Origin of the sequence: Streptomyces canus, assembly GCF_001514145.1 — a bacterium.
Lineage (GTDB): Bacteria > Actinomycetota > Actinomycetes > Streptomycetales > Streptomycetaceae > Streptomyces > Streptomyces canus.
The window spans coordinates 399,301-422,796 of sequence record NZ_KQ948659.1; the positions used below are offsets into that span (position 1 = coordinate 399,301).

The 23,496-nt window shown below is 71.4% G+C and carries 24 protein-coding genes; 13 read left to right on the forward strand and 11 right to left on the reverse strand.

The genetic code is table 11. The features are described from left to right. Positions 1-98: 98 nt before the first annotated feature. Positions 99-671 (reverse strand): RNA-binding S4 domain-containing protein, encoded by a 573-nt coding sequence (locus tag AQJ46_RS15430; RefSeq protein WP_059206120.1) that lies wholly within the window; start codon positions 669-671, stop codon positions 99-101. Positions 672-785: 114 nt separating this feature from the next. Between AQJ46_RS15430 and AQJ46_RS15435 the strand changes: the two genes are divergently transcribed. Next, entirely contained in the window at positions 786-1,517 is a 732-nt protein-coding gene (locus AQJ46_RS15435; protein ID WP_059206121.1) for a uracil-DNA glycosylase, read from the forward strand. A gap of 9 nt (positions 1,518-1,526) precedes the next feature. Further along, positions 1,527-2,495, forward strand: coding sequence for a prolyl aminopeptidase (pip, locus tag AQJ46_RS15440; protein ID WP_059206122.1), 969 nt, complete (start codon positions 1,527-1,529; stop codon positions 2,493-2,495). Here the strand turns inward: pip and AQJ46_RS15445 are convergent. Further along, entirely contained in the window at positions 2,492-3,160 is a 669-nt protein-coding gene (locus AQJ46_RS15445; protein ID WP_057618411.1) for a GntR family transcriptional regulator, read from the reverse strand. The two genes, pip and AQJ46_RS15445, sit on opposite strands and share 4 nt — an antisense overlap. A 156-nt stretch (positions 3,161-3,316) precedes the next feature. On the opposite strand from AQJ46_RS15445, the gene AQJ46_RS15450 reads away from it, so the two are divergent. Together AQJ46_RS15450 and AQJ46_RS15455 are read left to right on the forward strand one after the other, a co-directional pair. After that, positions 3,317-4,786 (forward strand): NCS1 family nucleobase:cation symporter-1, encoded by a 1,470-nt coding sequence (locus AQJ46_RS15450; protein WP_057618410.1) that lies wholly within the window; start codon positions 3,317-3,319, stop codon positions 4,784-4,786. A 5-nt stretch (positions 4,787-4,791) separates the two neighbouring features. Next, the gene (locus AQJ46_RS15455) at positions 4,792-5,511 is read left to right on the forward strand and encodes an aspartate/glutamate racemase family protein (protein ID WP_059206123.1); all 720 of its coding nucleotides are present in this window, start codon (positions 4,792-4,794) and stop codon (positions 5,509-5,511) included. A 6-nt stretch (positions 5,512-5,517) separates the two neighbouring features. On the opposite strand, the gene AQJ46_RS15460 is transcribed toward AQJ46_RS15455, so the two are convergent. Further along, entirely contained in the window at positions 5,518-5,967 is a 450-nt protein-coding gene (locus AQJ46_RS15460) for a GNAT family N-acetyltransferase (RefSeq protein WP_059206124.1), read from the reverse strand. Next, on the reverse strand, positions 5,964-6,377 hold the full coding sequence (locus AQJ46_RS15465) for a RidA family protein (protein WP_059206125.1): 414 nt from the start codon (positions 6,375-6,377) through the stop codon (positions 5,964-5,966). Before AQJ46_RS15465 ends, AQJ46_RS15460 begins: the two co-directional genes overlap by 4 nt. Before the next feature lie 155 nt (positions 6,378-6,532). On the opposite strand from AQJ46_RS15465, the gene AQJ46_RS15470 reads away from it, so the two are divergent. Together AQJ46_RS15470 and AQJ46_RS15475 are read left to right on the forward strand one after the other, a co-directional pair. Then, a complete protein-coding gene (locus tag AQJ46_RS15470; RefSeq protein WP_059206126.1) occupies positions 6,533-7,297 on the forward strand; it encodes a nucleotidyltransferase domain-containing protein in 765 nt (254 codons plus the stop codon). 202 nt (positions 7,298-7,499) lie between these two features. Then, entirely contained in the window at positions 7,500-9,455 is a 1,956-nt protein-coding gene (locus AQJ46_RS15475; protein WP_059206127.1) for an FUSC family protein, read from the forward strand. Between the two features lie 13 nt (positions 9,456-9,468). On the opposite strand, the gene AQJ46_RS15480 is transcribed toward AQJ46_RS15475, so the two are convergent. Continuing rightward, positions 9,469-10,449 (reverse strand): endonuclease/exonuclease/phosphatase family protein, encoded by a 981-nt coding sequence (locus AQJ46_RS15480; RefSeq protein WP_059206128.1) that lies wholly within the window; start codon positions 10,447-10,449, stop codon positions 9,469-9,471. 138 nt (positions 10,450-10,587) lie between these two features. Between AQJ46_RS15480 and AQJ46_RS15485 the strand changes: the two genes are divergently transcribed. The 4 genes from AQJ46_RS15485 (at position 10,588) to AQJ46_RS57230 (ending at position 14,316) form a co-directional block, all read left to right on the forward strand. Further along, complete coding sequence (locus AQJ46_RS15485) at positions 10,588-11,940, forward strand: amidohydrolase (protein ID WP_059206129.1); 1,353 nt, start codon at positions 10,588-10,590, stop codon at positions 11,938-11,940. 65 nt (positions 11,941-12,005) lie between these two features. Further along, a complete protein-coding gene (locus AQJ46_RS15490; protein WP_059206130.1) occupies positions 12,006-13,175 on the forward strand; it encodes a cytochrome P450 family protein in 1,170 nt (389 codons plus the stop codon). 93 nt (positions 13,176-13,268) lie between these two features. Beyond that, positions 13,269-13,958, forward strand: coding sequence for a DUF899 domain-containing protein (locus AQJ46_RS15495; RefSeq protein WP_059206131.1), 690 nt, complete (start codon positions 13,269-13,271; stop codon positions 13,956-13,958). A 172-nt stretch (positions 13,959-14,130) separates the two neighbouring features. Next, a complete protein-coding gene (locus AQJ46_RS57230; protein WP_079072303.1) occupies positions 14,131-14,316 on the forward strand; it encodes a hypothetical protein in 186 nt (61 codons plus the stop codon). A gap of 2 nt (positions 14,317-14,318) precedes the next feature. On the opposite strand, the gene AQJ46_RS15500 is transcribed toward AQJ46_RS57230, so the two are convergent. The 3 genes from AQJ46_RS15500 to AQJ46_RS15510 form a co-directional block, all read right to left on the reverse strand. After that, on the reverse strand, positions 14,319-16,262 hold the full coding sequence (locus AQJ46_RS15500; RefSeq protein ID WP_059206132.1) for an ABC transporter ATP-binding protein: 1,944 nt from the start codon (positions 16,260-16,262) through the stop codon (positions 14,319-14,321). 161 nt (positions 16,263-16,423) lie between these two features. After that, positions 16,424-16,870, reverse strand: coding sequence for a hypothetical protein (locus tag AQJ46_RS15505; RefSeq protein ID WP_059206133.1), 447 nt, complete (start codon positions 16,868-16,870; stop codon positions 16,424-16,426). Next, positions 16,861-17,523, reverse strand: coding sequence for an ATP-binding protein (locus AQJ46_RS15510; protein WP_059206134.1), 663 nt, complete (start codon positions 17,521-17,523; stop codon positions 16,861-16,863). The genes AQJ46_RS15505 and AQJ46_RS15510 overlap by 10 nt, the downstream gene beginning before the upstream one ends. 249 nt (positions 17,524-17,772) lie before the next feature. On the opposite strand from AQJ46_RS15510, the gene AQJ46_RS15515 reads away from it, so the two are divergent. Together AQJ46_RS15515 and AQJ46_RS15520 are read left to right on the forward strand one after the other, a co-directional pair. Continuing rightward, positions 17,773-18,633: a helix-turn-helix domain-containing protein gene (locus AQJ46_RS15515; protein WP_059206135.1), complete on the forward strand. Its 861-nt coding sequence runs from the start codon at positions 17,773-17,775 to the stop codon at positions 18,631-18,633. Then, positions 18,634-18,888 (forward strand): DUF397 domain-containing protein, encoded by a 255-nt coding sequence (locus AQJ46_RS15520; RefSeq protein WP_059206136.1) that lies wholly within the window; start codon positions 18,634-18,636, stop codon positions 18,886-18,888. Positions 18,889-19,245: 357 nt separating this feature from the next. Here AQJ46_RS15520 and pdxR read toward each other — a convergent pair whose 3' ends face one another. Then, positions 19,246-20,691: a MocR-like pyridoxine biosynthesis transcription factor PdxR gene (gene pdxR / locus AQJ46_RS15525; protein ID WP_059206137.1), complete on the reverse strand. Its 1,446-nt coding sequence runs from the start codon at positions 20,689-20,691 to the stop codon at positions 19,246-19,248. Between the two features lie 46 nt (positions 20,692-20,737). Here pdxR and AQJ46_RS15530 point away from each other — a divergent pair, with 46 nt between their 5' ends. After that, positions 20,738-21,214: a carboxymuconolactone decarboxylase family protein gene (locus AQJ46_RS15530; protein WP_059206138.1), complete on the forward strand. Its 477-nt coding sequence runs from the start codon at positions 20,738-20,740 to the stop codon at positions 21,212-21,214. A 127-nt stretch (positions 21,215-21,341) separates the two neighbouring features. Here the strand turns inward: AQJ46_RS15530 and AQJ46_RS15535 are convergent, their stop codons facing one another. Together AQJ46_RS15535 and AQJ46_RS15540 are read right to left on the reverse strand one after the other, a co-directional pair. Beyond that, the gene (locus tag AQJ46_RS15535; protein WP_059206139.1) at positions 21,342-22,829 is read right to left on the reverse strand and encodes a glutamate synthase subunit beta; all 1,488 of its coding nucleotides are present in this window, start codon (positions 22,827-22,829) and stop codon (positions 21,342-21,344) included. A 180-nt stretch (positions 22,830-23,009) separates the two neighbouring features. After that, a complete protein-coding gene (locus tag AQJ46_RS15540; RefSeq protein ID WP_059206354.1) occupies positions 23,010-23,489 on the reverse strand; it encodes an anthrone oxygenase family protein in 480 nt (159 codons plus the stop codon). Positions 23,490-23,496: the final 7 nt, after the last annotated feature.

Here is a 23,496-nt window from a genome sequence, read left to right on the forward strand (position 1 = left end):
CCCACGGCCACCGCGGTGAGGCCGGTGCCCTGCCCTTCGGGGAGGGCACCGGCCTCACCGCGGTGGCCGACGGGACGGAGGTCGGCTGAGTGACCGGTTCAGCCCGCGCTGTTGGGCTTGCCCGGGCCGCCAGAACCGCCGAAGCTGTTGCGGCGGCCGCCCTCCTTCAGGCCGCGCAGGCGTTCCAGCTCGCGGCGGTCGCGCTTGGTCGGGCGGCCGGTGCCGCGATCGCGGATGCCGGCGGGGGCGACGGCCGTGCGGGGCGGGGGCGGGGGAGAGTTGTCGACGTAGCACTGGACGGCCACGGGGGCGCCGACCCGCTTGCGGATCAGACGCTTGACGATGACGATCCGCTCCCGGCCCTCCTGGCGGACGCGCACCTCGTCGCCGACGCGCAGGGAGTGGGCGGGCTTCACACGCTCGCCGTTCACCTGCACATGCCCGCCCCGGCAGGCGGTGGCTCCCGCGGAACGGGTCTTGAACAGCCGTACGGACCAGATCCAGCTGTCGATCCGCACGCTCTCGCCGCTCTGCGGCCCGGCGGCCGCCGCGGCGGCGACCGCGGCGGCGATCTTCGGGTCCGGTGCCTCGGGGGCGTCGGGACCCTCGGCCGTCGTTCCGGCCCGGTCCGTCCCACCGGTCTCGTTGTCGTCGCTACGTTCCACAGCCATGGCTCCGACCTTAGTACTCGGGGCCGTGTCAGCCGGGTGGGTTTTCCGGGCGGTGCCCAGGGTGGTGGCCCGCCCCCCACCCTCACGGCTCGGACGTGCCCGTACCGTGGAACCGTGCACGCCCTCGCCGATCTCGACCGCCGGATCTCGGGCTGTCGCGCCTGCCCGCGGCTGGTCGACTGGCGGGAGGAGGTGGCTCGGACCAAGCGGGCCGCGTTCGCCGACTGGACGTACTGGGGGCGGCCGGTGCCCGGCTTCGGGCCGGCGGACGCGCGGATGCTGATCGTCGGGCTCGCACCGGCCGCGCACGGCGGGAACCGTACCGGGCGGATGTTCACCGGTGACCGTTCCGGGGACGTGCTGTACCAGGCGCTGTACGACATCGGGCTCGCCTCGCAGCCGACCGCCGTGACCGCGGACGACGGCCTGGAGCTGTATGGCGTGCGGATCACCTCGCCCGTGCACTGTGCCCCGCCCGCCAACAAGCCCACTCCCGGGGAGCGCGACACCTGCCGGCCCTGGCTGGTCCAGGAGCTGAACCTGCTGCGCCCCACGCTGCGGAGCGTGGTCGTGCTGGGCGCCTTCGGCTGGCAGGCCGCGCTGCCCGCGTTCGCGGAGGCGGGCCGCCGCGTGCCCCGGCCGCGGCCCGTCTTCGGACACGGCGCGCGCGTCCAGCTCGACGGCCTCGAACTCTTCGGCTGTTTCCACGTCAGCCAGCGCAACACCTTCACCGGCAAGCTCACCCCCGAGATGCTGCGGGACGTGCTGCGCACGGCTGCCGAGACGGCGGGACTGGGTGGCCGTACCGCCGAAAACCGGACGACGGGACCGTCGTACGACGGCTAGGGTCGCCGGATGCCCCTCTACCCAAAGATCGAACCGTACGAGCACGGCATGCTCGACGTCGGCGACGGCAACCACGTGTACTGGGAGACCTGCGGGAATCCGGACGGCAAGCCGGCGGTGGTGCTGCACGGTGGGCCGGGGTCCGGCTGCACGCCGTGGGTGCGTCGGCTGTTCGACCCCGCCGCGTATCGGATCGTGCTCCTCGACCAACGTGGCGCCGGGCGGTCGACGCCGCACGCGAGCGCGTACGACACGGACATGAGCGTCAACACGACCCCGCATCTCATCGCGGACCTGGAGCTGCTGCGGCGGCATCTGGGGATCGAGCGGTGGCTGGTGTGGGGCATCTCCTTCGGGTCAATGCTCGGGCTGCGATACGCGCAGACGCATCCGGAGGCCGTGACGGAGCTGGTGCTGACCGGGATCGCGACCGGCGCGAATCCCGAAGTCGCCCTGCTGACCAGGGGACTTGGGAAGATCTTCCCGGCGGCGTTCGAACAGTTCGTCGGCGAGCTGCCGGTCGAGGAGCGGGCCGGGAACATCCCCGCCGCCTACAACCGGTTGCTGGAGTCGCCCGATCCGGAGGTGCGCGAGCGGGCGGCGCGGGCCTGGACCGACTGGGAGACGGCGATCGAGTCCGCGCCGCCGCGGTCCGTGCCGCGCTACGAGGACCCGGTGTTCCGGCAGGGCTTCGCCCGTACCGTGACCCACTACTGGGGCAACGACCACTTCCTGGGCGAGGGCAACGACGAGGGCGTCGTCCTGCGGGACGCGCCCCTCCTCAAGGACATCCCCGGCACCCTCGTCCAGGGCAGCCTCGACCCCGGCAACCTCCTCGGCACCGTCTGGCGGCTCCATCACGCCTGGCCCGGCAGCGAGTTGACGGTGATCGACGACGGCTCCCATTTCGCCGGGGAGCGGGGGGTGGACGTGATGGTGGCGGCGACGGACAAGTACGCGCGCGGCCGGCCCCGTTAGATCATCTCGGCCGAGTCCCCGAACAGCTGCCGTACCGTCGACTCGTAGTTGGTGCGCACGTGCGCCAGAGCGTGCGCACGGGCACGCTCCGGGTCGCCGGACGCGATGGCCTCGTACAAGTCCCGGTGTTCGACGAGGAGTTGGGGCCACTCCTCGTTCCGCCGGGTCATCCAGCGCAGCCGCCCCGCAACCGGTTCCAGGGCGTCGACCAGCAGGCTGTTGCGGGCCATGGCGACGATGCTGTCGTGCAGACGGCTGTTGACGTCCGTGATCGCCTCCGCGTCGCCCGCCTCGGTCGCGGTCGCCGCGAGGGCGAGGAGCCGCTCGACCTCGGCGAGGTCCTCGGGGGTCGCGCGGGTGGCGGCGAGGCCTGCGGCGTACACCTCCAACGCCTCGCGCAGCTCGAAGAGTTCCTTGACGTCGTTCGGGGTCAGGCGCCGTACGACCGTCCGGCGGGGCGTCTCGAAGTGGACGAAGCCCTCGGCGACCAGCGCGCGGATCGCCTCGCGGACCGGCACCCGGGAGACCCCGAAGCGCTCGGCGAGCTCCCGCTCGACCAACCGGTCGCCCGGGCGCAGCCCGCCCGCGATGATCTCCTGCCGCAGGGTGGCCAGGACGCGTTCGCGGACGGCGCCGAGGGGCTCGATGTTCGTCGTGGAGCTCATGGAGCCATCTTCCCCGACGCCGGAGCTGTTTTACGAAGCGTTAACGGACGCGACATCGGTCGGAACTCTTGACGGCGGGACCATGTCCGCAGTTTGGTATACCAAAATCGGATGCCAGGCGGCCGCCATCCTCCTGTCCCCGTCCCTGGAGGCCCTGTGTCCCTCGCCGACCGTGCCGAAGTCACCGGCGCACCAGCGTTCGTCCCCGATCCCCGGCTCACCAACGAAGACCTGGCCCCCGCCGGCAAGCGCAACTGGAAAGTCTTCGACCTCTTCGCCATGTGGATGTCCGACGTCCACAACCTGGGCAACTACACCTTCGCGGCCGGTCTGCTGGTCCTCGGCATGAACGTGTGGCAGGTCTTCACGTCCCTGCTCGTCGGCTTCGTGCTGATCTACGTCGGCATGAACTGGATGGGGAAGATCGGCCAGCGCCACGGCGTGCCCTTCCCCGTCGTCAGCCGCATCAGCTTCGGTGTGTGGGGCGCCAACATCCCGGCCCTCATCCGGGCCGTGATCGCCATCATGTGGTACGGCATCCAGACCTATCTGGCCTCCGTCGCCGTCAACGTGATGCTGCTGGCCGCCTGGCCGGGCCTGGAGTCCTGGACGCACAGCTCCTTCCTCGGCCTCGACGCGCTCGGCTGGGTCTCCTTCCTCTCCCTGTGGCTGATCCAGGCGCTGATCATCAGCCAGGGCATGGAGTCGGTGCGCAAGTTCCAGGACTTCTGCGGTCCCGCGATCTGGCTGGTCATGATCGCGCTGGCGATCTGGGTGCTGGCCAAGGCCGGCTGGAGCATCTCGCTCACCACCACCCCGCACCCGGTCTCCGTCGGTGAGCAGTGGCGGCAGTGGTTCGGCGCGATCGGTCTGATCCTCGCCACGTACGGCACGCTGATGCTCAACTTCTGCGACTTCTCGCGCTTCGCACCGGACTACAAGACCGTCCGCCGCGGCAACTTCTGGGGCCTGCCCATCAACTCCACGGCCTTCGTGGTCGTCTCCGTGATCGTCACCGCGGGCTCGCTGGAGGTCTGGGGCCAGGCCATCACCGACCCGGCGGAGCTCGTCGCCAAGGTCGGCAACACCTGGGTGATGGTCCTGGGCGCGCTCACCTTCGCCATCGCCACCATGGGCGTCAACATCGTCGCCAACTTCGTCTCACCGGCGTACGACCTCGCCAACGTCTGGCCGCAGAAGATCACCTTCAGGGTCGGCGGCATGATCAGTACGGTCGCCGCACTGCTCGTGACCCCGTGGAACCTCTTCTCCAACCCCACGGTCGTCAACTACTTCCTCGGCGGCCTCGGTGCCTTCCTCGGCCCGCTGTTCGGCGTGATCATGCTCGACTACTACTGGGTCAAGAAGGGCCGCGTGGACGTCGACGAGCTGTTCAAGGCCGAGCCCGGCTCCCGCTACTACTACCGCAAGGGGATCAACCCCAAGGCTCTGTGGGCGTTCCTGCCGGCGGCCGCGGTCGCGGGCGTCCTCGCCCTGGTGAAGACCTTCAGCGACGTGGCCCCGTACTCCTGGTTCATCGGTACGGCGCTCGCGGCCGGCCTGTACGCGCTGCTGTGCCGGAGCGAGCGAGCCGCTCGTGAGGTCCCCGAGGCCGTGGAGGTCTGAGAAACGTGCGGATCGTCGTCACCAACTGCAACACCACGCAGGAGATGACCGAGGAGATCGTACGAGGTGCCCGGGCCGTGGCAGGCCCGGGCACCGCCGTGCTCGGGCTCACCCCGCGGTGGGGACCCGAGTCCGCGGAGGGCTGGCTCGACAGCTATCTGTCCGCGGCGGCGGTCATCGACCTGCTGCGCACGTACGAGGGTCCTCCCTACGACGCCGTCGTCATGGCGGGCTTCGGCGAGCACGGCCGGGAGGGTGTCCGGGAGCTGGTGGACGTACCGGTCGTCGACATCACCGAGGCCGCCGCTCATCTGGCCTGTCTGCTCGGCCGGCGCTACGGCGTGGTGACCACGCTGGAGCGGTCGTGCGGGCAGATCGAGGACAGCCTGGAGCTGGCGGGGGTGGGGCGCAACTGCGCCGCCGTCGTCGGGACCGGACTGGGGGTTCTGGACCTGAGTGACACCGACCGCACGGAGGCCGCGTTCCTGGCGGCCGCAGAGCGGGTGCGGGAGGCGGGCGCCGAGGTCCTGGTGCTGGGGTGCGCGGGGATGACCGGGCTGCAGCGGACGGTGGGGGAGAAGCTGGGGCTTCCCGTCGTCGACGGGGTGGGGGCGGCGGTGAAGCTCGCGGAGTCGCTGGTGGCGCTGGGGCTGAACACCAGTCGGGCGGGCGGGTACGCGAAGCCCGTGCCGAAGAGGCGGGTGTGGGGAGGGCGGTCCGACTGACCCCTCTCAGGGCCGCCACACATACCGCACGTCCGGCTCCCGCTCCTCGTTGCCGCTGCCGTCGGTGCGCTCGGCCTCGACGAAGCCGTGACGTTCGTAGAAGCGGTGGGCCGGCTTGTTGACCTGGAAGGTCCACAGGCTCAGCCCCCGCGGACTGCGTTCCTTGGCGAGCGCGACGAACCGGTCGCCGATGCCGCGCCCCCGCCAGTCGGGGTCGAGATACAGCTGGGACAGCAGATCACCGGCGACGACCATGAGACCCACGACCTGTTCCTCCGCCACGGCCACCCACGTCTCCCGCGACGGCACCACGACGTCCCGGATGTAGGCGCGCACCTCGTCGTCGGACCGGGGCCGTACGACCGTCGGCAACGCGGCGGCGAAGGAGCGCAGATAGACGTCGGCCGTGGCGGAGGCGTCGGAGGCGACGGCCCGGCGGATGACGACCGCGCTCATCGCGAGGCCCTCTCCGGTACGACGGCCGTGGCCGTGATCTCCACCAACTGGCCCGTGTAGCCCAGGCAGGCGACCCCGATCAGCGTCGACGAGTGCGGGCCGGTGCTCAGCCCGGACGCCTCCACGACCTCCCACACGGCGGACAGCACCGCCGGCTCGCTGCTCACGACGTGCACGTCGGTGGCCAGCACATGCTCCAAGTCGCTTCCCACCGCGTGCAGTTGCTCCCGAAGGTTCGCGATCACCTGCTCGGCCTGCCGCGCCGGATCCCCCTCACCGACGAGGTTCCCCTTCGCGTCCAGCGGAACGGACCCGGCCAGAAACGCGAGCTTCGTGCCGGCCTCCACGACGGAGGCGTGGGAGTAGGTCGGCGGCGGGAACAGGGCCGCGGCGATGACGCGCTGGATCACGTGGACTCACTCCTGGGGTGAACGGCGGACAACTTTCCGATCATCGGGGGCGGGGGACGGGACCGCACCTGAATTTCCGTGACCGGGAAAACGGGTTGCGTCGCCGGCCGCGTAATTCCGTGGAGGGCCGCCCCTGTGCTTCGTACGCTGCGCCCATGCCCCCCACACTCTCCGACGCCGCCTTCCTCGACACCACCACCGACCGGCTCGCCGCCCTCCCCGCCGTCCGGGCCGTTGCCCTCGGCGGCTCCCGCGCCCAGGGGACCGCACGGCCGGACAGCGACTGGGACCTGGCGGTCTACTACCGGGGTGCGTTCGACCCGGCCGATCTCCGTGCCGTCGGCTGGGAGGGCGAGGTGTCCGAGATCGGCGGCTGGGGTGGCGGAGTGTTCAACGGGGGTGCCTGGCTGACGATCGACGGGCGGTGGGTCGACGTCCACTACCGGGACCTCGACGTGGTGGAACGGGAGTTGGCGGAGGCGGAGGAGGGGCGCTTCCGGGTGGAGCCGTTGCTCTTCCATCTCGCGGGCATCCCCACCTACCTGATCGTGGCCGAACTCGCGATCAACCAGCTCCTGACGGGAGACCTCCCGCGCCCCGCGGCCTACCCGCCGAAACTCCGGGCCTCGGCCGCCGCCCGCTGGCGCGACACCGCCCACGCCACCCTCGGTTACGCCGAGGCCCACCACGCCCCGGCCGCCCGCCTCACCGAGACGGCCGGGGCTCTCGCCACGTCCGCCGTGCAGATGGGGCACTCGGTGCTGGCGGCACGCGGGGAGTGGGTGACGAACGAGAAACGGCTGCTGGAGCGGGCCGGACTGCGGGAGGTCGACCGGATCGTCGAGTCCTTGACGGCGTCACCGGGGTCGGCCGTCCGGGCGGTCGCGGAGCTCCGGGAGTTGTTCGACACAGCGAACTGAGACAGAGCGAACCGAGCGGCCGTCGGCTCGCCTCCCGGGTTGCGTTCATAAAGAACGTGGCCTTTGCACACATCGTCACACGCGAGTAACACAGACGTCCCGGACCCTCCAGCATCGCGACCTACCGTGGACACCACAGCCCAACGCCCGGCCACCGTCGCCCGAAGGCACACCCCCGCCTCCCCCAGACGACAGGAGCCCCGTGTCACTCGCCCTACCGCCCTGGCTCGCGCACGCCCTGCGTGCTCAGCGTGGGCCGATTCCCTGGAACGCCGTGGTGCGGGGTGCGCTGTCGGCCGGGCCCATCCTCCTGGTCGCCGTCCTCGCCGACCGCACCTCCCTCGGTGTCGTCGCCGCCATCGCCGCCATGCTCGCCGGGATCAACGACCGGCCCGGGAGCCGGCGGGTCTCCGTCAAGCGGATCGGGGTGCCGGCGCTCGCGGGGGCGGTCGGGATGTTCGTGGGGACCACCGCGGGGGAGCACATCGGGGCGGTCCCGCTGACCGTGCTGCTGACCCTTGTCGGGCTGGTCGCTGGGGGTGTCAGCGCCGTCGGACCCGTCGCCTCCGGGGCCGGTACGCAGCTGCTGGTCGCTTCGGCGATCGGGGCGGGCATGCCCTTGCCGGAGGAAGGGGGACTGCGGGCCGTCGTGTATCTCGGCGGGGCCTGCTGGCTGCTCGCGCTGCGGCTCGTGCTGCCCACCCCCGGTGCCCTCGTCGGCGACTTCCGGTTCGACGGTGAGCGGGCAGCCGTCGCCGAGGTGTACGACGCCGTCGCCGCTCTCCTGGACGCCGCGGGGAGTGAGAACGCCATCGCGCGGCGCGTCGCGCTCACCGCCGCCCTCGATCACGCGCAGGACGCGCTCACCGGGCCCCGGCTGCGGCGGTACGCCAGCTCGTCCGCCGAGCGGCGGCTGCACGCGCAGTACGCCGCCGCGCTGCCGCTCGCCGAGGCCGCCACCGCGCTCGCCTGGGCGGAGGAGGCGGTGCCCGGACGGGCCTCCGCGGGGCCCCGACGGCTCGCCGTCGCCGTACGGGAGAACACGCACACCGGGCCGTTGCCCGCGCCCGCCCGTTCGGCGCCCGCGCTGCGGGCCCTCGACGACGCGTTGCTGCGCGCCGCCGACGCCTTCGACCGGGGCCGGGGCGGAGACCTGCACAAGCGCCGGCTCACCGTCCGGGGCGTGCTGCGGTCCGTATTCGGGGCCGGCGGGCGGGAGTACGGGCTGCGGGTCGCCCTCTGCTTCGGGGCAAGCGTCGCCGTCGCACAGGCGCTGCACCACTCCCACTGGTACGGGGAGCACCAGCACTGGTACTGGCTGCCCGCCACCACCGTCTTCCTCGTCAAGCCCGACCTCGGACCGCTCGTCTCCCGGGTGCTGTGCCGGGCCGCCGGGACCGTCCTCGGAGCGCTGGTCTTCGCCGGTTTCGCGCTCGTGCTGCCGAGGCCCGAAGGACTCATCGCGCTCGTCGCCGTCAGCGGGGCGCTCATTCCCGTCGCCACCCGGCACTTCGCCGCGCAGACCGCCGTCGTCACGGTCCTCGTGCTGGCGCTCGTGATGGTGGGCGGCGAGCCGCAGGCCTCCGCCGGCCGGATCACCGAGACCCTGCTCGCCTGCGCCATCGTGCTGCTCGTGGGGCATCTGCCGATGCCGGGGCAGCGGGGCGGGGGAGTGCGGTCCCGGCTGGCCGCGGCGAGTGGCGCGGCCGAGGCGTACCTCACGCATGTGCTGCGGGAGACCGAACGGCCTGGTCCACGGGAGACGGCGCGGCCGGTGCTACGGCAGACCGCGCGGCCTGTCCCACGAGGCGTCGGGTCCGTCGTCCGGGAGACTCCCACCGACGACGCCCGCGCCCGGCGCTGGACCCTGCGCCGCGAGGCCTACCGCGCGCTCGCCGAGGCCCGTACCTCAATCGCCCTCGCCGCCGCCGAACTCCCCGCGCTCGCCCGGCACTCGGAGGGCGCCGACGAGATCGTCGCCGTGCTCGAAGGGATCGTCGACACGACCACCGCGTGCGCCGTCCACCTCGACGACTCCGGGCGGCTCGCCCCCGAACAGGTCAAACGGCTCACCGAACTCCTCGGCGAACTCGGCCGACTTGACGAGGGGCGAGGGCGAGTGGGCGTTCGGCTGCCCGACGTCCCCCTCGCCGGTTAGGGCCGGTCAGGAGTCACACCCGTACCCACACCGGTGCGTGGTCCGAGCCGGGCGTCCCCACCCGCTTCTTCGGATCCTCGTCCACCGACGGCAGTACGAGGGCGTCGTCCCGGTGCTCGGGCAGGCCCGTCCCCGCCTCCACGATGCGGCGGGCCAGACGGTGGCTCACCAGAACGTGGTCGATCAGTTCGGCGCGTCCGAAGCTGACGCGGGAGAAGCGGCGCTCTTCGGGTATGCGCGGGGCGATGTCCCACAGCCGGAACGGGTCGCCGAGGTCGGACTTGAGGAACGCGTGCGGTTTGTCGAGCTCGGAGCCGGGCGGGCCGAGCAGGATCTGTGTGGTGGCGGCGTTCACCACGTCGTTCATGTCGCCGAGGACGATCACGTCCCGTTCGGTCCCGGCGCCTTCGAGGAGGAAGTCCGCGAGGGCGCGCAGGGTCGTCGCCTCGGCCGCCCGCCGGTAGAGGGCGTAGGCGCCGAAGCGGGCCCGTTCGGCCTCGTCGTGCGGCTGGAAGCGGCTCCTGCCCTCCGTGCCCGGATACGACAGCAGCTTCGACTTGAGATGGGCGACCGCCACCTGAAGCACCCCGTCGCCGGTGTCGGTCTCCACGGCGAGGAAGCCGCGGCTGGTCACCTTGTCGTGCGCGTCCGGCTCGATGCCGTCGTCGCCCTGCACGGGGCGCAGCTTGTCCGCGAAGGCGTGGGTGTCCCGCCGTATCCGCAGGGGGGTACGGCTGAGGAAGCCGACGCGGATGCCCCTGTGGTCCGCGTGCCGGGAAAGCGCGGTGTGCCACTCCCCGCCGATCGCCTTGACCAGATCGTCGAGTGTCTCCTCCTGCCCGATCTCCTGGACGCCCAGCAGCGCCGGGTCGAGCGCGGTGATCACGGAGGCGAGGGCCTCCACTTTCACCTTGTACTCGGCCTCGGTCCCGGGAGCGCCGTCGCCACTGTGCGGCAGCATCAGATTCTCTAGATTCCAGGTGCCGACGAGCATGCCGGACCCCTTCCGGAAGGCGTACGACGGGCGGTGCGGTGAGGCCAGAGTGCAGGTGCCCGAGCCGCCGCGACAGAGCGGCGACGGGATGCGCGGTTCACCCACTGCCAGGGCACGACCGCGTCGTACGGTGCCTGTATGACGCCTTCTCCCGCAGGTCTCATCATCACCCCGTGCACGGTGCTCACGCACGACGATCAAGAGCAGGTCGGGTTCGTGCACGACGCCGCGATCGTCGTACGGGAGGGCGTCATCGAGTCGGTGATCAGCAGCGCGCAGGCCGAGGAACTGCCGGCGGCGGAGCGCATCGACGGGCGGGGACAGATCGCTCTTCCCGGGCTCGTCAACTGCCACACCCACGCGCCCATGGTCGCCCTGCGCGGGGTCGCCGAGGATCTGCCGACCGAGGAGTGGTTCAACGACGTCGTCTGGCCGATCGAGTCCAACCTCACGGAGAAGGATGTGGAGTTGGGGGCGCGGCTGGCCTGTGCCGAGATGATCCGGGGCGGTGTCACCTGCTTCGCCGACCACTACTTCTCGATGGACGCCGTCGCCGCGGTCGTCGAGCAGTGCGGCATCCGGGCGCACCTCGGGGAGGCGTTTTTCTCGTCGCAGGGACCCCAAGGGCGGGAGAAATCGCTGGAGTTCGCTCTACGGCACCGCGGGGGCGCCGGTGGCCGCATCACCACGGCCCTCGCCCCGCACGCGCCCTACACCGTGGACGACGGCGACCTCACCGCGACCGCCGCGCTCGCCCGGGAGCACGGCCTCCCCGTGCACCTCCACGCCGCCGAGAACCGCGACCAGGCCGAGGCGAGCCTCGCCCGGCACGGGGTGACGCCCATCGAGGTGTTGCGGCGCACCGGGATCCTCGACACGGACGTCCTGATCGCGCACGGCTCCGGCATCCTCGACAGCGACCTGCCGGTTCTCGCAAGTGCCTCCGGTCTTACGGCCGTTGCGACCGCCCCCCGCGGCTACCTCAAGTTCGCCTGGCCCACCACCACGCCCGTGCGCGCCCTGCACGACATCGGAATCCCCGTCGGCCTCGCCACGGACGGGGCCGCCTCCAACAACTCCCTCGACGTATGGGAGTCGATGGCGCTCACCGCGCTGATCCAGAAGTCGACGACCGGTGACCCGCGCTGGCTGACGTCCCGTCAAGCCCTGCACCACGCGAGCCTCCAGAGCGCTCGCGCGGTCGGTCTCGGCGAGGTCGTCGGCAGCATCGCCCCCGGCCGGCGCGCCGACATCATCCTGGTCGACCTCACCGGCCCGCACACCCAGCCCGTCCACGACCTCGCCGCCACCCTGGTCCACAGCGTCCGCTCCTCCGACGTCCGTACGACGATCGTCGACGGCCGCGTGCTGATGCGGGACCGTGAGCTGCTGACCATTGATGTGGGCGCCGTCGTAGAGGAGTTGGGGGAACGGATGCCCGCGCTGCTGGACCTGAGCCACGGCAGACGGATCCAGGACTACAGCACCTGACATCCGGCACCAGGGCGTCACCCGGCCCGGCAGCCCGTGATCTCCGCGCCGCTAGGCTGACGCCCATGGATCCCGCCGACGGCCTCCTCGACCACCCTTATGACGTGTACCGGCGCCTGCGCGACACCGCGCCCGTCCATCGGATCGCCGGGCCCGACGGGACGCCCGCCTGGATCGTCACGCGGTACGACGATGTGCGGGCGGCTCTCGCCGATCCGCGGTTGTCGCTGGACAAGCGGTACGCCACGGCGGGGACGTACAAGGGGTTCTCGTTGCCGCCCGCGCTCGACGCCAACCTTCTCAACATGGATCCGCCGGACCACACCCGGATCCGTCGGCTGGTCGGGCGGGCCTTCACCCCGCGTCGGATCGAGCAGTTGCGCGGGCCGATCCGGCGCACCGCTGACCGGCTCCTCGACGCGCTCGGTTCCCACGGGACCACCGATCTCATCGCCTCCTATGCCGCGCCCCTCCCGATCACGGTCATCTGTGACCTGCTCGGCATTCCGGACGAGCACCGGCTGGACTTCCGGGTGTGGACCGACACCCTCGTCGCGCCGGACCCGGCGGCGGGACCCGCGGCGGCCAAGGAGGCGGTCGTGGCGATGCTCGGCTTCTTCACCAGGCTCCTCGCGGACAAGCGCCGGGAACCCGCCGACGACCTGCTCTCCGATCTGATCGCCGTCCGCGACGAGGGCGACCGGCTCAGCGAGGACGAGCTGATGTCGCTGGCCTTCCTCATCCTGTTCGCCGGGTACGAGAACACCGTGCAGCTGATCGGGAACGCGGTGCTCGCCCTGTTGCAGCACCCCGGACAGCTCGCCGCCCTGCGCGAGGACCCGGCCCGACTCCCCGCGGCCACCGAGGAGTTCCTCCGGTACGAGGGTCCGGCTCTGCTGGCCATCCGCCGCTTTCCCGTCGAGGACGTCACCATCGGCGGGGTCACCGTCCCCGCGGGTGAGACGGTCTGGGTCTCCCCGTCCGCCGCCAACCGCGACCCCGACCGCTTTTCCGACCCCGACCGTCTGGACCTCGCCCGCGACACCTCCGGCCACCTCGCTCTCGGCCACGGCATCCACTACTGCCTCGGCGCCCCGCTGGCCCGTGCCGAGACCGAGATCGCCCTGGCCGCGCTCCTGGAACGGTTCCCGGATCTCGCGCTCGCCGAGCCCACCCCGAGGTGGCGCAACTCCCTGCGCGCCCGAGGCCTGCTCGCGCTCCAGGTGTCGTACTGAATCAACCCGTCCCGGAATGTCCCGCGACAGCGATGAGTTCCGCCCCTCCCCACGGTCACCACCCCGGACGGACCGTTGCACAGGAGGGACCCCATGGCGCTTCCGGAGATCGTCTCTCGGGACGAATGGCGCGCGGCGCGCGCGGAATTGCTGGTCAGGGAGAAGGCGGCCACGCGCGCGAGGGACGCCCTGAACGCCGAGCGGCGCAGGCTTCCCATGGTCGAGGTCGAGGAGGAGTACGTCTTCGAAGGCGGTGACGGCAAGGCCACCCTGCTCGACCTCTTCGAGGGGCGCGGCCAGCTCGTCGTCTACCACTTCATGTTCGCGCCCGAGTGGGACGCGGGCTGCCGCAGCTGCTCCGCCTTCCTGGACCAGATCGGACACCTGGCCCATCTGAAGGCACGGGGGACGACGTTCGCGGCCGTGTCGAGAGCGCCGTATACGAAGATCCTGCCGTTCAAGGCGCGGATGGGATGGACCGTGCCCTGGTACTCGTCGTACGGCGGCGACTTCAACCATGACTTCGAGGCCACCCTCGAGATCGACGGCGAGCCGGCCGAGCGGCCCGGCGTCAGCTGCTTCCTGCGCGACCGTGACCAGGTCTTCCACACCTACTCGACCTATGAGCGCGGCCTCGACGGACTGGGCTCGACCACCGGCTTCCTCGACCTCACCGCACTGGGACGGCAGGAGGAGTGGGAGGAACCCAAGGGGCGCGCGTCCGCTCTCGGGGCGCCTGCGGGCAGCGTACGCATGCGGTATCACGACGAGTACGATGACTGACACGGAGGGTGAGTAAGGTCGTCACATCGTGACGGGACCCTCACACTCCGGGGTGAATCTGTGTCGGCTACGTCTCAGTACGGCAACTCACCGAGGCTTTCGGGCCCTGGAAGGCGTTAACTCCTACAAGCGCTCCTACGGGGAGTGCAACGCTTTCTGGAGGTGCAGGGTGGTGAACGGGCGAACAGTGCTCGAACGCTTTCCCGCTGGCGGGCCGCGCGGATCGTGGCCGGCGGAGGAGTTCGCGCAGGCGAGGCGTCTTGAGGGACTGCAGGCGGAGGTCGTGATGGACCTCGCGACGGACACGTTCCTGGTGATCGTCCGCAGTGGAGAGGCAGCGGTAGACGCTGTCGCGTGAGGTCAGCCCGCCTCTTTGGCGGGCACCTTTGCCGTGAACTGCTCGGCCTGGAGCGAGTACAGCTCCGCGTAGACACCACCGGAGGCCAGGAGCTCGTCGGGCGGGCCCGACTCCACGAGCCGGCCCTGCTCCAGGACGTGCACCAGGTCCGCGTGGCGCACGGACGCCAGCCTGTGGGTGATCAGGATGACCGTCTGACCGGTGCCGGACAGCGCGCGGATCTTCTCGAAGACCTCCAGCTCGGCCCGTGCGTCCAGGGCGGCCGTCGGCTCGTCCACGATCAGGATGCGACCGCGCCGGTAGGCGGCCCGGGCGATCCCGAGCCGCTGCCACTGCCCGCCGGACAGCTCGTGCCCGCCGCTGAAGTTGCGGGCCAGCAGGGTGTCCAGGCCACGCGGCAGATCGGCCAGTACCTCCCCGGCGCCGGCCTCGGCGACCGCGCCGGACACCCGTTCCTCGGTGAGCGGCACCGAGGAACGGCCCACCGCGACATTGACGCGGGCGGTGAACGGCCACCGCTTGAAGTCCTGGGCGACCATCGCGACCCGCTCGGCGAGCAGCTGACGGTCCGCGTGCGCCGCGTCCAGGTCGTCCCACAGGATCCGGCCCCGGTCCGGGGCGTACAGCCCCGCGAGCAGCTTGACCAGGGTGGTCTTGCCGGACCCGTTCTCCCCGACCAGCGCGACGATCTTGCCGAGCGGCAGGGTGAGCGTCACGTCGTCGAGCGCTGGACGGGTCGCGTCACCCGGGTAGGTGAAGGAGACGTTCTCGAAGCGGATCTCGCGCGGCTCGTCCGGCAGCGCGGCCCCGCCCTCCGGGATCGCCCGCTCGGCCGCCTCCGTGTAGAGCCGCTGGAGGTCGCCGACGAACAGGGCCTCCTCGTGCAGCGCGTTCATCTCGATGACCAGGGTGTTCAGGCTCTGCGAGCCGGTGCGCACGGCGATCACGGCCGTACCCGCCACCGACAGCGCCATCGCGCCCGCCAGCAGCAGCCCGCCCAGCGTCGCGTACGTCGCCACCGTCGCCAGGCCCGTCCAGGCCGCCGCTATCAGCCCCGTCCGGGCCGCGAGCCTGGCCAGTCGGGCCTGCTCCGCCTCCGCCGTCTCCGCCATCGCGCGGTAGTGCCTGAGCAGGAACGGCCCCACCCCGTGGACGCGGATCTCCGGCGCCGCCTCCGGCTCGATCAGCAGGGCGCCGAGGAGGCGGCCCGCCCGCACGTGCTGCACCCAGGTGTGGAAGGACTCGTACTGGCGGCGCGCGATGGTCAGCGCGCCCCAGCCGCTCGGGATCGTCATCGTGACCAGCAGCGGCAGCAGCGCCGGGTGCAGCACGGTCAGCACGCCCGCCGCCGCGATCAGCGAGATCATCGCGTTCACCACCCGCGTCGCGAACGAGATCATCCGGCGGGCCGAGGTGGCGCCGTACTGCGCGGTGTCCAGCAGCTTGTGGAAGGCGTGGTCCTCGATCGCGGACAGCTCGACGGTGGCCGCCCGCTCCAGATACCGCTCGGTCGCCACCCGCTCCACCTTGGGCTCGAGGCGGCCGGTGGCATGCGTCGACGCGGCCCGCAGCAGCGCCCCGAGGAGCATCATGGCGGCCATCGTGACCAAGGCGGGCACGGCCCCTCGCAGCCGGTCCTCCAGCGCGCCCCCGGCGATCAGCCGGCCCAGCACACTGTTGACCGCGAGCAGACTCACCGCCTGCGCGAGACCCCGGGTCACCTCGGCGGCCAGCACGGTCCGCGCGGCCCGCCGGTCCGCCTGCCAGGCCAGCCGGAGACTCGCCGACAACAGCGACGGCAGCCGCGCCACCATGGCCCGGAACCCCAGCTCCAGAAACGCGTCGGAGTGTGAGTTCCAGCCCGTGTCGTACCTCAGCGGCCCCCCGAAGAGCAGCCGTTCCGACTCGGAGACTCCGGGCTGCTCAGTGCCACGCCGTTTTCCCACCGCGGACCTCCCCCGATCCTGGACGGGGCAACTATGGCGGGGCGGGCCGCACGGAGGGAGGGCGCAAAAGGGGGCGGAGAAAACACGCGGGCGTACGACGCGCCGCGAAGGGGCGCTGCCGGCCCTGACGGGCGCGCACTGAAGGACGGTCTTCGGCGGAGCTACCCCGCCGAGCTGACCGGCCGGGACCAGCTGGGAGTGGTCCCCGTGAGCCGGCACAACGCCAGGTAGAGCGGGATGGGCGGCGTGTACGGCAACGTCCCCTCAGCCCGGTGAACAAGGGACGGCACCACCGGGGCGTCCGGAACAACCGCCCCGGTGGCGTACTGGGCGGGCCTGGGCCATTCGAGCGCGTAGTCGGAGTCGGCAGGAACGATCCACCACCAGTGCGTGTCATCGGCGTACACACACCCGACCCGCGGCAACCGGGAGACCAGCTCTCTGCTCAGCTGCACCGGCACCCCCACCGCGTCGCAGCCCAGCGGCACCGTCATCCCCTCCGGAACGGCCAGCCTGCGCGGTGTCCCCGGCGTCCGCAGCCCGCGGCCGAGGCGGACCAGCGTGTCCATGGTCAGCACCTGGCCGCCGGATCCGCCGCTCACGCCCATGCGCCCGCGCCCCCCGCTCCGTGCTCGCGCGCTTCCCCCACGGGCGCCGCTCTGTGATGCTCCTCGGCCTCGTCCCCCTGGCCCGACCCCCCGGAGGGAACCGGCTTGGGGCGGGCTCCCCAGCCCAGATCGTTGCGCGGGCCGGTGTCCTCGCGGGGCTCGTCCGACTTGCGCGGCAGCTCCGCCCAGACCAGCAGACCGGGGCCGTGCTCATGGGCGCCCCACGCGTGACACAGGGAGTCGACGAGGAGCAGTCCCCTCCCGTGCTCCTCTTCGCCGCGCTGCGGGGACGGGTGCGGTTCACCCGGCGCACAGCCCTCGTCACGTACGGCTATTCGCACCAGATCGTCATCGTCGTGCAGCTCGCAGACCACACGGCTGCTCGCGGTGTGCACGATGGCGTTGGTGACCAGCTCGGAGACGACCAGGGCGGCCGAGTCGCAGGTGTCCTCGCAGACCGACCAATGGGTCAGCCGCGCCCTCGTCAGGCGTCTGGCCTGCGCGGGAGACCCCGGATGCGCGGCCAGCTCGAAACGGAACCGGCGCCGGGCAGCGGCCCTGTCGGACCCCTTTTCCGGGACAGCACCGAGACCCTGGGGGTGGCCTACGGCAGCGTCTGTTCCTAAGGGCGGGGACGGAATCACGCTTGCCACTATCGCCCCGTCGTGAACACTTGGCAAGTGTCACTCTGAAAAATGCAGAGTGCTGTGTGACGCGGTAAGACGCCGTGGCACACTGCTCGCAACAGCATCTTGAGCGGCGCCAGTTGGGATCACCGGAGATCCGTACGCAGCGGTATTCGTATCCGTACAGATTTTCGAATCAGGTCTTCGAATGGCGCCGCTGGGCTGTCAGCATGCTGGTGGCTGTGACGCCCGTACATGACTTCGTGGAGGTGGAGCGTGAGCGAACCGCGGTCCGCGCCGACGGTCGGCCAGGTCGTCCTCGGCCGGCGCCTGCTGGACCTGCGGGAACGCGCCGGGCTCAAGCGCGAGGAGGCCGCCCGCATCCTCCGCGTCGCCCCCGCCACCGTCCGCCGTATGGAGATGGCCGAGGTGGGGCTCAAGATCCCGTACCTCCAGCTTCTGCTGAAGGCCTACGGCGTCAGTGACCAGGAGGCCGAGGACTTCGTCCAGCTCGCCGAGGACGCCAACCGCCCCGGCTGGTGGCAGCGCTTCCACGACGTGCTGCCCGGCTGGTTCTCGATGCACGTCAGCCTGGAGGGCGCGGCCGCGCTCATCCGCGAGTACGAGCCGCACTTCGTCCCCGGTCTGCTGCAGACGGAGGACTACGCGCGTGGCGTCCTGCGCTCGGGCGCCATCGGCCAGACCAGCCCCGAGGACATCGAGCGCCATGTCGCCCTGCGCATGGAACGGCAGGGACTGCTCACCCGTCAGGACGCGCCCCGGTTGTGGGTCGTGATGGACGAGACCGTGCTGCGCCGCCCCGTCGGCGGCCCGGAGGTGATGCGTGCCCAGATCGACAAACTGCTCGAGGCAACGAAGCTGCCCAACGTGACGCTCCAGGTCGCCCCGTTCGCGAACGGGCCGCACCCCGGCACGTACGGGCCCTTCGTGCTCTTCCGATTCGCCGTGCCCGAACTTCCGGACATGGTCTACAGCGAGTACCTGACCGGCGCGATCTATCTGGACGCGCGCGTCGAGGTGGCGACCCATCTCGAGGTCATGGACCGCATGGCGGCGCAGGCCGCTACGGCACATCGCACGAAGGAGATCCTCCGGGATCTCCGCAAGGAGCTGTGAATGAATCGCATCAAGCCGCGCCTGACCGTCTACAACGGCATGCCCGCCCGGGAGTTGGGGAGCGAAGGCTGGCACAAGCCGTGGAGCGGCGGCAACGGCGGCAACTGCCTGGAGGCGATGAAGCTCGCCGACGGCCGGATCGCCGTCCGCCAGTCCACCGATCCTGACGGACCGGCGCTGATCTACACCACCGACGAGATGACCGCGTTCATCGAGGGCGCGAAGGCGGGGGTGGCCGACTTCCTGCTCTCCTGACCTCAGTGCTCCATTGATCAGCAGTCACTTAATGGTTGAGATGAACACCACCAAGCCGCATCCCGCGGAGGAACGACTCGTACCTCGGAGGCACACTCAGAACCAGGACGCCGTGCGTCGAGGGGCGTCCACCAGCTAGATCTGTTCGATCGAGGGCGGTCCGACCGCGAGATTGCGCCGGACCGCCGACGCCGACGACTGTTCACCTGCCTTCACGAGACACGCCGCTCTCCGGCTTCGGTTCTGCGCCGCGCCTGCGGGCCGCGGCAACGGGCTGCTCCAACGGGACGGGGTCCGGGCCGGCCCTGCCGTAGGCCTGAGGCAGGACCCCGGGAGTTCAGCGGATGCCGTTGTCTCCTACGACGCCTGCGTGTCACCCGGCGGCAGCGCCCCGCACAGTGCCTCCAGCGCCGCCGCGTAGGCATGCTCGGAGGGTGTCGCGTACCCCACGACCAGGCCGTCGTGGGCCGGCATGTCCGTGTCCGGGTGACGGAACTCCGCGAGCCCGTCCAGCGCGACGCCCTGCCAGATCGCGGCCTTGACGGCGGACCGCTCGGTGCCCGGCGGCAGCCGCAGCACCGCGTGCAGTCCCGCCGCGACCCCGCTGACCTCGATGTGCGGCGCGTGCTCGGCCAGCGCGGCGACGAGCCGGTCCCGGCGGCCCCGGTACCGCTGCCGCATCTGCCGTACGTGACGGTCGTAGGACCCCGAGACGATGAGGTCGGCGAGGGCCAGCTGATCGAGCACGCTCGCCCAGGCCTCCCGCTCGCCCTTGGCCGCGAGCACGTCACCGACGTACCGCTCGGGCAGCACCATCCACCCCAGCCGCACCGCGGGCGACAGACTCTTGCTGACCGAGCCGATCAGGATCACCCGATCGGGATCGAGGCTCTGCAGGGCGCCGACGGGCTTGCGGTCGTAGCGGAACTCCCCGTCGTAGTCGTCCTCCAGCACCACCGTGCCACGCGCGCGTGCCCAGTCGACCACCGCCGCCCGGCGCTCGGCGTGCAGCGGACCGCCGGTGGGAAACTGGTGCGCGGGCGTGAGCAGTACGGCCCGCTCGCGGGACAGCCGGTCGACGCGTGCGCCGTGTTCGTCGAGGGGGAGCGGCACGGTCCGGACGCCCTCCGCCGCGAGCAGCTCCCGGTGGAAGGGCAGGCCGTACGCCTCCACGGCCAGTGGACCGCGCAGGGGCTGCCCGGCTCCGCCGCCGCCTCCGAAGAGGAGCCGCAGGGCATGCGCGAACCCGGAGCAGATGACGATCCGGTCGGGCTCCGTCCGCACCCCACGCGCGCGTGCGAGGTATCCGGCGAGGGCCGCTCTGAGCTCCGGCCGGCCTGCGGGGTCACCGGGCCCGAAGATCTCGTTGGGGGCCTGGTGGAGGGCCCGGCGGTAGGAGGCGAGCCAGGCGGTTCGGGGGAAGCCGGAGGCGTCGGGAGTGCCCTGGCGGAGGTCGTGGCGGGTGGCACGTGCGCGTGGGTGGGGGGCCGGCTTTCTCTGGCGTACGGCGGTGTGGAGCGGCCGGGACCGTTCGGCGACGCGGGTGCCGGAGCCCTGGCGGGCGGTGAGCCAGCCCTCGGCGACGAGTTCGGCGTAGGCGTCGGCCACCGTGTTGCGGGCGACGCCGAGGTCGGCGGCGAGTGAGCGGTAGGGCGGCAGCCGGGTGCCGGGGGCGAGCCGCCCACTGTGTACGGCGTCCCGCAGCGCCCGGATCAGCGCGGCCCGCTTGCTCCCCGGACCGGAGAGCTCGAGGTGCAGGTCGGAGCCGATCCGCTCCGCGTAATTGACCCACGATTCCACCATGGAAATGCACCCTACAGCCGGTCTTTCCGGCCCGTAGGTTCATCACATGACGACGAACACGAACGTGACAGGTACGACTCGGCTGAACTTCGCGAAGGCCGCCCCGAAGGTGTTCCGGGCCCTGATCGGCTTCGACGCGGCCGCCCGCGAGGGCCTCGACCCCACCCTCGTCGAACTGATCCAGATCCGCGCCTCCCACCTCAACCACTGCGCGTACTGCCTCCATATGCACACCAACGACGCCCGCAAGGCCGGCGAGTCGGAGGACCGCCTGCACATGGTCCCGGTCTGGCGAGAGGCCCGTCATTTCTTCACGGAGAAGGAACAGGCCGCCTTGGCCCTCACGGAGGCGGTGACGCTGGTGGCCGACGGCGGGGTCCCCGACACGGTCTACGCGGAGGCCGCGGCCTGCTTCGACGAGCAGGAACTGGCCCACGTACTGTCCCTGATCCTTGCGATCAACACATGGAACAGGGTGGCGCTGTCGACGGCGAAGGTGGCGGGGACGGACGAGCGGGGGTGAGGCAGGGGGCGGGCTTGGGTGGAGAGCGGCGCCAGGTGAGGGAGGGTACCTACGGCGTCCTGCGGCTCCTGGTCCACTGGTCCGGCGGTCCCCTCTCGCGCCGTCCTCCCTCAGCCCGTTCGCCGCCCTACGCCGTCATCGGCCGGTCGTACGGTCCGATGGGCGCCGGCAGTCGCGAACTCCCCGTCAGATACCGGTCGACCGCCGCCGCGACCGCCCGCCCCTCGGCGATCGCCCACACGATCAACGACTGCCCCCGAGCGGCGTCGCCCGCGGCGAACACCCCCGGCACATTCGTACCGAACCCGGCATCCCGCGCGACCGTCCCCCGGGGCTCCATCCCCAGCCCCAACTGCTCCACGAGCCCGTCCTCCCGATCCGGCCCGGAGAACCCCAGCGCCAGCAGCACAAGGTCGGCGGGAATCGTCCGCCCCGTCCCCGCCACCGGCCGCCGCGCCGCGTCCACCTCGACGAGATGCAGCGACCGCACATGCCCGTCCCCGTCCCCGGTGAAGCGCAGCGTGGACGCCGCGAACAACCGCGCGTCCGCGTCGGCCGCGGGTGCGGTCTCCAGATCCCGGGCCTCCTCGTGCGCCGCCGACATCCGGTAGATCTTCGGATACGTGGGCCACGGCTCGGCATCCTCGTCCCGCTCACCACCCGGCTGCGCGTAGATGTCCAACTGGGTCACGGAGGCGGCCCCTTCACGCACCGCGGTCCCCAGACAGTCGGCCCCCGTGTCACCCCCGCCCACGATCACGACATGCTTCCCGGCAGCCGACATCGGGGACTCCGCCAGATCCCCCTCGCGCACCCGGTTGGCCAGCGGCAGATACTCCATGGCCTGCTGAACCCCGGCCAACTCCCGCCCCGGCACGTCCAGTTCGCGCCACGCCGTGGCCCCCGTAGCGATCACCACCGCGTCGTACCGCCCCCTGAGCTCCGCCGCCCCGACGTCGCGCCCGACCACCGTGGACGTACGGAACTTCGTCCCCTCGGCCCGCATCTGCTCGATCCGCCGGTCCAGATGGTGCTTCTCCATCTTGAACTCGGGGATGCCGTACCGCATGAGCCCGCCGAGCCGGTCGTCCTTCTCGTAGACGGCGACCGTGTGCCCCGCCCGGGTCAACTGCTGTGCCGCGGCGAGCCCGGTCGGCCCCGACCCGATCACCGCGACGGTCCGCCCGGACAACCGGTCCGGTGGCCGCGGCGGCGTGAACCCGAGCTCCCAGGCCCGGTCGGCGACGGCCGCCTCGACGTTCTTTATGGTGACCGCCGGCTGGTTGATGGCGAGGACACACCCCGCCTCACACGGCGCCGGACACAACTTCCCCGTGAACTCGGGGAAGTTGTTCGTCGCGTGCAGCCGGTCGGCGGCCTGCCGCCAGTCCTCCCGCGAGACCAGGTCGTTCCACTCGGGGATGAGATTCCCCAGCGGACAGGCGTCGTGGCAGAACGGGATGCCGCAGTCCATGCAGCGGTCCGCCTGTTTGCTGATGATGGGCAGCAGCGCCCCGGGGACGTACACCTCGTCCCAGTCCCGGACCCGTTCCTCGACCGGCCTGCGGGGCCATTCCTGGCGAGGTGTGGTCATGAATCCCTTGGGATCGGCCATGGCCGTCTTCCTTGCTCGCGCTGGTGGTGACGCCGACGCGTCCGCCGTGGCCGTGCGTCATCGGGCGGCACTCCTGCGGAACTCCTTTCGGCCACGATACGGCCGATCGGCCCCTCGCGCAGAGTGCCGGTCAGCCGCTGGGACAGCGCTTTCTCGATGTTCGGACAGTGTGCGCGACACTCACGTGAGGGCCAGCACGTACGCCAGCGCCGCCGCGCCCGAGGCGACCGCGCGGACGTGGTTCCACATCGTCCACTCGCGCACGTACGTCGGCCAGTACGCCGCCGCCTCCGGCGTACCCGGATCGAGCTTGAGCAGGGCGTCGTTGCGGGGCACGTTCGCCACCATCGTCAGCCCGAACGAGCCGAACAGATACAGCGCGCTGCCCACCAGCAGCTCCACCGTCCCCTCGTCCGGCCACAGCACGAACGTCACCACCGCGATCACCGCGCACAGCACCGCGGAGCCCGCGAACACGACCATGAACGGCGGCCGCACCGCGGTCACATTGATCGCGTTCATCGCGGCCACGCCCTGCGCGGGCGGCAGCTCGGCGAGTCCCCTCATCACGAAGGTCGAGAACGCACAGAAGACCCCGGCCACCAGCCCGGTCCCGAGCACCCCCAGCACGACCAGCCCGAAGTAAGGCCCCTCGATCATCACCACA

What these genes read in the sequence shown, in the direction of transcription:
- AQJ46_RS15530 (WP_059206138.1), top strand. Translation starts at nt 20,738, where the DNA reads ATGACGACGAACACGAACGTGACAGGTACGACTCGGCTGAACTTCGCG.
- AQJ46_RS15495 (WP_059206131.1), top strand. Translation starts at nt 13,269, where the DNA reads ATGGCGCTTCCGGAGATCGTCTCTCGGGACGAATGGCGCGCGGCGCGC.
- AQJ46_RS15460 (WP_059206124.1), bottom strand. Translation starts at nt 5,967, where the DNA reads ATGAGCGCGGTCGTCATCCGCCGGGCCGTCGCCTCCGACGCCTCCGCC.
- AQJ46_RS15480 (WP_059206128.1), bottom strand. Translation starts at nt 10,449, where the DNA reads ATGCTCGTCGGCACCTGGAATCTAGAGAATCTGATGCTGCCGCACAGT.
- AQJ46_RS15520 (WP_059206136.1), top strand. Translation starts at nt 18,634, where the DNA reads ATGAATCGCATCAAGCCGCGCCTGACCGTCTACAACGGCATGCCCGCC.
- AQJ46_RS15535 (WP_059206139.1), bottom strand. Translation starts at nt 22,829, where the DNA reads ATGGCCGATCCCAAGGGATTCATGACCACACCTCGCCAGGAATGGCCC.
- AQJ46_RS15540 (WP_059206354.1), bottom strand. Translation starts at nt 23,489, where the DNA reads ATGATCGAGGGGCCTTACTTCGGGCTGGTCGTGCTGGGGGTGCTCGGG.
- AQJ46_RS15490 (WP_059206130.1), top strand. Translation starts at nt 12,006, where the DNA reads ATGGATCCCGCCGACGGCCTCCTCGACCACCCTTATGACGTGTACCGG.
- AQJ46_RS15430 (WP_059206120.1), bottom strand. Translation starts at nt 671, where the DNA reads ATGGCTGTGGAACGTAGCGACGACAACGAGACCGGTGGGACGGACCGG.
- pip (WP_059206122.1), top strand. Translation starts at nt 1,527, where the DNA reads ATGCCCCTCTACCCAAAGATCGAACCGTACGAGCACGGCATGCTCGAC.
- AQJ46_RS15470 (WP_059206126.1), top strand. Translation starts at nt 6,533, where the DNA reads ATGCCCCCCACACTCTCCGACGCCGCCTTCCTCGACACCACCACCGAC.
- pdxR (WP_059206137.1), bottom strand. Translation starts at nt 20,691, where the DNA reads ATGGTGGAATCGTGGGTCAATTACGCGGAGCGGATCGGCTCCGACCTG.
- AQJ46_RS15505 (WP_059206133.1), bottom strand. Translation starts at nt 16,870, where the DNA reads ATGGGCGTGAGCGGCGGATCCGGCGGCCAGGTGCTGACCATGGACACG.
- AQJ46_RS15445 (WP_057618411.1), bottom strand. Translation starts at nt 3,160, where the DNA reads ATGAGCTCCACGACGAACATCGAGCCCCTCGGCGCCGTCCGCGAACGC.
- AQJ46_RS15485 (WP_059206129.1), top strand. Translation starts at nt 10,588, where the DNA reads ATGACGCCTTCTCCCGCAGGTCTCATCATCACCCCGTGCACGGTGCTC.